The sequence below is a fragment of the Paramagnetospirillum marisnigri genome (genome assembly GCF_001650715.1).
Lineage (GTDB): Bacteria > Pseudomonadota > Alphaproteobacteria > Rhodospirillales > Magnetospirillaceae > Phaeospirillum > Phaeospirillum marisnigri.
Genome location: NZ_LWQT01000085.1, coordinates 1 through 7,897, shown reverse-complemented (window position 1 = coordinate 7,897; position 7,897 = coordinate 1). Strand labels below are relative to the sequence as shown.

Here is a 7,897-nt window from a genome sequence, read left to right as displayed (position 1 = left end):
CAGCCTGATCAATCCGGCCAAGCCCGCCGGAGATCAAACGGCGACTGCGCTGTTACACCAATCCAAGGGACACGATCAAAGCTGCCGAACAAGGTTTTGCCCCTGCAAAGGATGCGCTTGCCAAACTGAGCCAATAATTGGGCTGGCGACCACCTGTTTCGGGGGAAATCTCGTTTCCGCTGGAAGAGATTTCTGGTGGTGGATGGTCATTAATGTGCTGTGGCCGCCTCTTCTCCTATGGATGACGCTCTTGCCGATGGTCAGCCTGTTGCCGCCCCAATATCCGAGTCAGGTCGGCGACGACCACATCGATGTAGATGGGAGTAAAGCGACGAAGGTCACAAAACGCAGCCATTGGGATCGATCGCTTTACCGTCCGACCGAATAGGCCGGGAGTGGCAATGTAGGGGCGATAGATGACGCCGACGCCGAAGTCGATTCGCATCACCCCATGATCCAGGATTTCGGAGTAAAAATACCGCTGCTCCCGGCACGGGGTCTTCCCGGCGAAGAACACGATTTCAACGTGGTCGTCATTCTCTGCGATTTGAAGTCCGGCAGCCTGTCCGGTGGCCATCCTGAGAAGCGTCTGGGCATAGACCCAACTGAACGGGATACCGCAGACCAAGAACAGCCCAAGCAGGAACCAAACGCCATCATTGCGCGGCGCACCGGACGTGGCGAGCAGGTAAAGGGCAATGACCAGCGGTACCACCCCCATAGTCAGCCCAAGAAAATGGCTAGACGCCATCATCCGCGCGTCATGGTGCTGCAAATACGGGCCGGGAGGGTCAGGGGCAGTGATGTCTATGGTCACGGATCGCATCCTGGGGGCCAATGCCGAGGTTCCCCCTTCCAACGCAAGGCAAGCACATCTGATATGTCCCGAATAATCTCGTCAAACCATGAGGTTCCGGGTGCATTCGCGGTTGAGAGAGCGTGGTCGACACCATCATGAAGATGACGCGACTTATTTCTCGCGTTGCTGGCCGCACCATATAGGGCATCGTAATCTCTGGGCAGAACCACGTCGTCTGCCCCGGTCTGATGCATGATGAAGCTGCCTTTGAAACCGCTGATCGCTCGTTTGGCAGCTTTCGCTGGCAGCCCCTCAGAGCGGTCGGTTCCGGTCTCTGACAGGCCCGTTCCAACGGTGATAATGGTATCGACGATAGGGAGCTCCTTGGCGGCGAGAAATGCCACGATTCCGCCCCCACCATGACCGATCAGAACAATGCGTGGCGGTTCGTGTGGAGCCCATTCACGCTGAAAATAGGCCAATACACGTTGGGTATCGACAAGCTCCTGTGCGAACGTTCTTTCCACTGTGGTAATCGCCTCTGGCGACGAACCGCCGCAGATCACCACGTCACCGGCAAGGCGGCAAACCAAGCTGCGTGCCAGATTCCTGTAATTGTCATGGCCCCCGACGGCGTTACCGGATATGTCAGGTAAAATGAGGATCAGGGTTTCTTGGTCAGGGCCACATAGACCCTGTGGTGAATACTGCTCGCACCGTATCAGGCCACTGCCAGTCCGATAGGTGGATGGAGTGATGCCAAAAAAACTCTAAAGACGTGCGACGAAGAAGGAATGGATTGGAGGGATGGTCCCATGGCAGATCATAGGCCGCTCCGGTCCACAATCCATGAACCAACGGCATTACCACCGTCTCAATCGTGGCCTCACTCCCCCAGATCAGAACACCCTTAATTCCTCGGTTATTGCTGAATTCAATAGCCAATTCGTCGCTTTGACCTGAGGGATCAAGCTGCTGGTAGACCTCAAGGTTCATATTCCAGCGGTAACGATCACGGTAGCTGCCGTCATCGAGCCGCTTCCAGCCCGCGTTGTTCAAGACAGGCTCAATCGATGTGAATAGGTCAGGGGGGATACAGATCATCCGTGGTCGGCTCACGCTGGATCATCCTCCGTCTCACGCGAATTCCTGGGAATCTTGACGTAGAGATCGGCCTCGCAGATTGCCCCCTTCATCGCGACCTCGCGGCACAATCGCTCATGGGCAATGGGGATGATTTCAGCCGTTGTGGAAGATGAGGCTTCTTTCGCCGCCTGTCCCTCGTATGGCTTCATTGCATCGCAGGCGGCACGGATGTCGGCGAGGCAGGCATCGAATGCATCATCATCCGGGGCACCGTGAGCGCGGGATTCCGGCGTCTCCCCCGCCATGGCGGCCCATTCCGCCATCAAGGCCTCTTCATCATCACTGATCCTTGGTTCCGCTGGCGCAGATGTATCCTCAACAACGGGCAAATCCACCGCATTTATCAGCAGCGGCGCGCCATCAAATATCCAGCTTGGCTCCCCAGCTTCCGACCACCATGCGATGGTTCCTGCTCGGTGCAGCCCCTTCAGGGCGTCATCCATGGCCGCCTTGCCCTCAGCATGCATCTCCACCGCGACAACGCGTTCCAGTGAGGCGGAAGCGAAGCGGTGTCGCACACCAAAGGGAAAGACCTGCCACAGGCGGAAGCGGGTGAAGGGCGGGCTGCCTGCCAGGAAGTCGAACAGGTGGTTCTCGCCGACAGCACTACAGGCGACGCGGATCGTTGTGTTCGGCTGGACACCGAGCGTATCGGCATACCATCCCGGCGCCGGATCATTCCCATGGACACCTTGTTGGCCGAGGGGCCCACTTCGGGTCCGCGAGGTCACAAGATGATCCAGCGGTGACATGGGGGCTCCACGGCTTGGTCGCCGGGCCAGCCGTCCATAAGCCGCTTCAAACTCCTTGCGGCGGCAGGAGAAATCATAGAGCGGGTTGCCTAGCGCGTCCGCCAACTCCCGCTCCCGCGTTTGCAGGTCTTCGGCCAGGGCGGCGGGCAGTACCACCTCGCCATCGTCGATCAAATTGCGTAACCGACCGACGATCCGGTCATCGGCATAGGGATAGCCCCCTGGCTCGCGTTCATCATTCAGCGCCAGAATGTCGCGCATCATTGTCCGCGCTGCCTGCTCGGGCAGGTGCGACAGGACGAAATGACGCAAGCGGGCCGAGCCATCACAGCCATGCAGGGACAAGGCCCAGACCCAATCCTTCGGCGCGGTCTGGCGCAGCAGGCTCAGCATCGCCTCGCTGCCGATCCCAGGGATGTCCTCAAATTTAAGATCTGCCACAGGCACCACGGCAAGGTCGGCGGCCACTGCCGGGCCTACAACCGACCAGCCGCGTTCAATCTGCTTTCGCCGGAGCGGCGTGGCAGTGGCGACGGCCCGCCACCAAGCGGCCACCTCCTCGTTCCTGGCGATGCCGTATAACCGGGACGCCGCTAGGGATGATTTGGTCGCCAACAGATCGGCCAATCGGGTCTGAGCCTCGGTCAGCCCCAACTCGGCGGCACGCTCGATCCACCACGTTCCTTTGGCCCGTTCATTTTGTTCCGGCGATTGCAACAGGGCAAGGCCGAGAGCCAGAGCCGCCTTGGAATCACCTTCTCTGGCGACCTGCTCCAACTCGGATATGGGGGCGGAGACCACGTCATCATCGACAGGGGCAGCACCGCCAACCGGCGCATCGGAAAGCATGTCCTCCCAGGCCTTCACCATGTCCTCGTCATGATCGAAGGCAGGAGTGGTGCTGGCCAAAATATCCACCCCTGCGACGGAGCCGCCGCCATCGGCCAGATCATACCAACGCTTGGCCTCGGTGAAATCCTGCGCCACGCCCTGGCCCTCGACATACATGGAGGCGATATTGAGTTGCGCCGCCCAGAAGCCTTGGTCGGCGGCAAGGCGGTACCAGCGTATGGCCTCGCAATAGTCCTGCTCTACCCCGTGGCCGGAGGCGTAGAGGGCACCAATGCGGAATTGCGCCTCGGTGTTCCCCTTGTCCGCCGCCATTCGGAACCACCGCATCGCCTCGGCGTAATCCTGTTCCACCGCGAGGCCGCAGGAATACAGCACTCCGATCTGGCACTGCGCATAGGCGTCGTCCTGGTCGGCGGCCAGATGGAACCAGCGCAGTGCCTCGGCGTAGTCCCGTGTCACCCCATTTCCAGTTTCGTAGAGCAGGCCGACATGGTGCTGCGCCGCCGCCATCCCCTGGTCGGCAGCCATGCGATACCAGCGCATCGCGGCATCGGCAACCTGAGGCACCCCGTCGCCGTGTTCGTAGGCGAAACCGAGGGTGAACTGTGCATGGACATCGCCCCGCACCGCGCGCGGTCGCAACAGCCGCACCGCCGTCTCGTAGTCCCCCCGATCCCAAACCGCCATCGCATCTTCCAGCGATCCGGCGGTGAGTGGGATGGTAGCGTTGGTCTTGTCGATGTCGTCCATGCACTTCTCCGGCTGGCTCAGATGGTATGGTAGAGAGCTTCAAGCCGATTTCATCCTCAAAATAGCGAAGAGATCATCTGCAGCAACGAAGCAGTTGGCAGCGTCGGTGAAATGGTTCACATGTGGCAGTGTGAAGTTCCCGTATTTTGGATAAAGCACGGTTATGTTGCCGCCCGTTTTTCGGACATGACAGGAGCCGACCGTTGAGCACTTCTCCCCAGGCCGATGATGTCGTCTCCACCGACCGTCCCACCATCCGGGTGTTCATCTCGTCGCCGTCCGATGTCCGCCCCGAGCGGTTGATCTCCGAGCGAGTGGTGCAGCGGCTCGACCGTGAATTCTCCTACCATTTCCGTATCGAGGCGATGCTGTGGGAGCGCGAGCCGTTGGTGGCGGGGGAGCATTTCCAGGACCGCATCGTGCCGCCCCACGAGACCGATATCGTGGTGGTGATCCTGTGGTCGCGCCTGGGTATGACCCTGCCCGAGGACAAATACCGGGGTGCGCTCAGCGGCGGAGCGGTCACCGGCACCGAATGGGAGTTCGAGGACGCCCTGGCGTCCTATCGCGAGCTGCGCCTGCCCGACCTGCTGCTCTATCGCAAGAAGACCGAGATCACCGGCAGCCTGGAAGACGAGGCCGCGGTTCAGGAGCGGCTGGGGCAGAAGCGGCAGGTCGAGGAGTTCATGACCCGCTGGACCCGCTCGGCCGATGGCAGCGCCTTTACCGCCGCGTCGTGGGAATTCGCCGATGCCGCCGCCTTCGAGGAGCAGTTGGAGAACCATCTGCGCGAACTGATCCGCCGTCGCCTGACCAGTGCCGAGCAAGGCCCGGCCGGGATTCGCTGGCATCAGGGCAGCCCGTTTCGCGGCCTGCAATCCTTCGATCTCGACCATGCGCCGGTATTCTTCGGCCGCACCCGCGCCCGCAACGAGGTGCGTGAGCTGCTGGCCCGTCAGGCCGAGCGCGGCTCGGCCTTCGTGCTGGTGATGGGCGCCTCGGGTTCGGGCAAGTCCTCCCTGGTCAAGGCGGGGGTGCTGGCCGATCTCAAACTGTCCGGCATGATCGGGCGGGTGGCGCTGTGCCGCCACGCCATCCTGCGTCCCGCCGATGGCGAGGGCGACCTGATCGGCGGCCTTGCCGCCGCCCTGTTGGCGCCTGAGGCGCTGCCAGAATTAGCCCGGCTGCAATACGACGTGGCCAGTCTGGCCGACCAGTTGCGCGACAATCCCAAACAGGCGGTCTTTGCCGTGCGTCAGGGGCTGGCGGCGGCAGGCGAGGCCGCCAAACTGACCGAGATCGCCGAGGCGCGCCTGCTGGTGGTGGTTGATCAGCTTGAAGAATTGTTCACCCTGGACACCATCACCCCGGCCGAGCGCGAGGGCTTTGTCGCCGCGCTGGCGGCGCTGGCCCGCTCCGGGCTGGTCTGGGTGATCGCCACCCTCCGCTCCGACCTGTTCGACCGGTTGGAGACCGTGCCTGCCCTGGCGGAGCTGTCGGCGGGCGAGGCCCGCTATCTGCTGACCGCGCCTACCGACGGCGAGCTGGGCCAGATCATCACCCGCCCGGCCCGCGAGGCGGGCTTGCGCTTCGAGGCCGACGCCGCCAGCGGCACCAGCCTGGACGATGTGCTGCGGGAAGCCGCCGGGTGCGATCCCAATGCCCTGCCGCTGCTGTCCTATGTGCTCGACCTGCTGTGGCAACGCCGCCGCCCCGAGGACGGGGTACTGACCTTCGCCGCCTATGAGGAGCTGGGCGGCCTCAATGGCGCCATCGGCCGCCGGGCCGAGGATGTCTTCACCGCCCTGCCGGAAGATGTGCAGGCCGCCTTCCCCCAGGTACTTCGTGCCCTGGTCACCGTGGGCCAAGGCGCCAAGGGCCAGGCTACCGCCCGCATGGCGGCAAGGGCCGACTTCCCGCCCAACACTCCGGCCGGTGCCCTGGTGACGGCGCTGCTGGGCGAACAGGCCCGGTTGCTGGTGGCCGATGACGCACGCCTGCGGGTGGCGCATGAAGCGGTGCTGACCCACTGGGACCGCGCCCGCGAGCAGATCGCCGAAGATCGCAGTGACCTGCAACTGCGCGCCCGGCTGGAACAGGCGGCGGTGTTGTGGCAGGGCGCCAGTGACGCCGATCGTCCCAGCCTGCTTCTGCATCCCGGCCTGCCGTTGTCCGAGGCCGAGGATCTGCTGCAGCGTCGCCATGGCGAGTTGGACGCGGTGGTGGTGGACTACGTTACCACCTCGGGCATCACCGCCCGTGCCGTCGAGAAACGGCGGCTGAACCGGTTGCGGGTGGTGGCGGTTGTCTTCGCTGTCCTCGCCTTGGCCGCCGGGGCCTTCGGCTGGATGGCGCTTGAGCAGAAGCGGGAGGCGCGTCTTCAAGAAAGCAAGGCCGTCGCCGCCCGGGCCGAGGCTGAGGGCTTAATCCGTTACATGCAGTACGATCTGCGTGACAAGCTGGCGCCGGTCGGCCGTCTCGACCTGCTGGACGGCGTCAACCAGCGCGCCAAGGCCTATTTTGACCGCTTCCCGCCGACGGCGACCGATTGGGATGCGTTGCGGGATCAGGCTGCTGGCCAGATCAATAGCGGCGATATTCTTGTGGGCCAGGGCGACCTTGCCGGGGCGCTGGCGGAATTCCGGCAGTCATTGGCCATCTTCGAGCGCCTCGCCGCCCACGACCCCGCCAACACCGAGTGGCAGAGCGACCTGTCGATCAGCCACGTGAAGGTGGGCGGTATTCTCCAGGCCCAGGGTGACCTTGCCGGGGCGTTGGTGGAATTCCGCAAGGGCCTAGACATCGCCGAGCGCCTCGCCGCCCACGATCCCGCCAATGCCCAATGGCAGCGTGACCTGTCGGTGAGCTACGGCAATGTGGGCGGGATTCTTCAGGCCCAGGGTGACCTTGCCGGGGCGTTGGTGGAATTCCGTAAGGGCCTAGACATCGCCGAGCGCCTCGCCGCCCACGATCCCGCCAATGCCCAATGGCAGCGTGACCTGTCGGTCAGCTACAACAATGTGGGCGGGATTCTTCAGGCCCAGGGCGATGTTACCGGAGCCCTGGCGCTCAATCGCAAGAGCTTGGCGATCCGTGAGCGCCTCGCCGCCCGCGCCCCCGCCAACACCCAGTGGCAACTCGACCTGTCGGTCAGCTACAACAATGTTGGTTTTATCCTCAAGTACCAGGGCGACCTCGCCGGGGCACTGGCGCTAAATCGGCAGAGCCTGGCGATCCGCGAGCGCCTTGTTGCCCACGACCCCGCCAATGCCCAATGGAAAAGTGACCTGGGCGATGCCCACAACTCCTTGGGATGGACTCTGATCCTGCAGGGCAATTTCGTCGAGGGGCGCATGGAAACGGGAGCCGCCCTCTCCTTGGTGCCGGACAGTCTCGCCAGTATGGTCAATCATGGTCACACCTACCTGCTGACGGGTGACGGCGCGACCGCGCGATCCTGGTACCTGAAGGCGCTGCCGAAGATCGCCAACGAGGCCGAGTTGAAATCCACCATCATCGATGATTTCGACATCTTCATCGGCAAGGGCTGGAAGGTGGCGGAATGCCGCCAGATGAAGGACTGGGTTGTCGCCGAGTT

At 62.9% G+C, this 7,897-nt stretch carries 5 protein-coding genes; 1 reads left to right on the top strand and 4 read right to left on the bottom strand.

Translation table 11 applies throughout. The features are described from left to right. Nucleotides 1-235: 235 nt before the first annotated feature. From A6A04_RS15950 to A6A04_RS15940, 4 genes are all read right to left on the bottom strand, one after another. Nucleotides 236-817: a hypothetical protein gene (locus tag A6A04_RS15950; protein ID WP_068494645.1), complete on the bottom strand. Its 582-nt coding sequence runs from the start codon at nt 815-817 to the stop codon at nt 236-238. Then, entirely contained in the window at nt 814-1,392 is a 579-nt protein-coding gene (locus tag A6A04_RS22480) for an alpha/beta hydrolase family protein (protein ID WP_156612655.1), read from the bottom strand. Before A6A04_RS22480 ends, A6A04_RS15950 begins: the two co-directional genes overlap by 4 nt. 85 nt (nt 1,393-1,477) lie before the next feature. After that, entirely contained in the window at nt 1,478-1,858 is a 381-nt protein-coding gene (locus A6A04_RS15945; protein ID WP_156612654.1) for a hypothetical protein, read from the bottom strand. A gap of 56 nt (nt 1,859-1,914) precedes the next feature. After that, the gene (locus A6A04_RS15940; RefSeq protein ID WP_068494641.1) at nt 1,915-4,299 is read right to left on the bottom strand and encodes a FliG C-terminal domain-containing protein; all 2,385 of its coding nucleotides are present in this window, start codon (nt 4,297-4,299) and stop codon (nt 1,915-1,917) included. Nucleotides 4,300-4,502: 203 nt separating this feature from the next. Between A6A04_RS15940 and A6A04_RS15935 the strand changes: the two genes are divergently transcribed. Next, a partial coding sequence (locus A6A04_RS15935) for an nSTAND1 domain-containing NTPase (protein ID WP_068494638.1) occupies nt 4,503-7,897 on the top strand: 3,395 nt, incomplete at its 3' end.

Excerpts from the sequence above, each read along its gene's own strand:
- A6A04_RS15940 (WP_068494641.1), bottom strand. The coding sequence starts at position 4,299 with ATGGACGACATCGACAAGACCAACGCTACCATCCCACTCACCGCCGGA.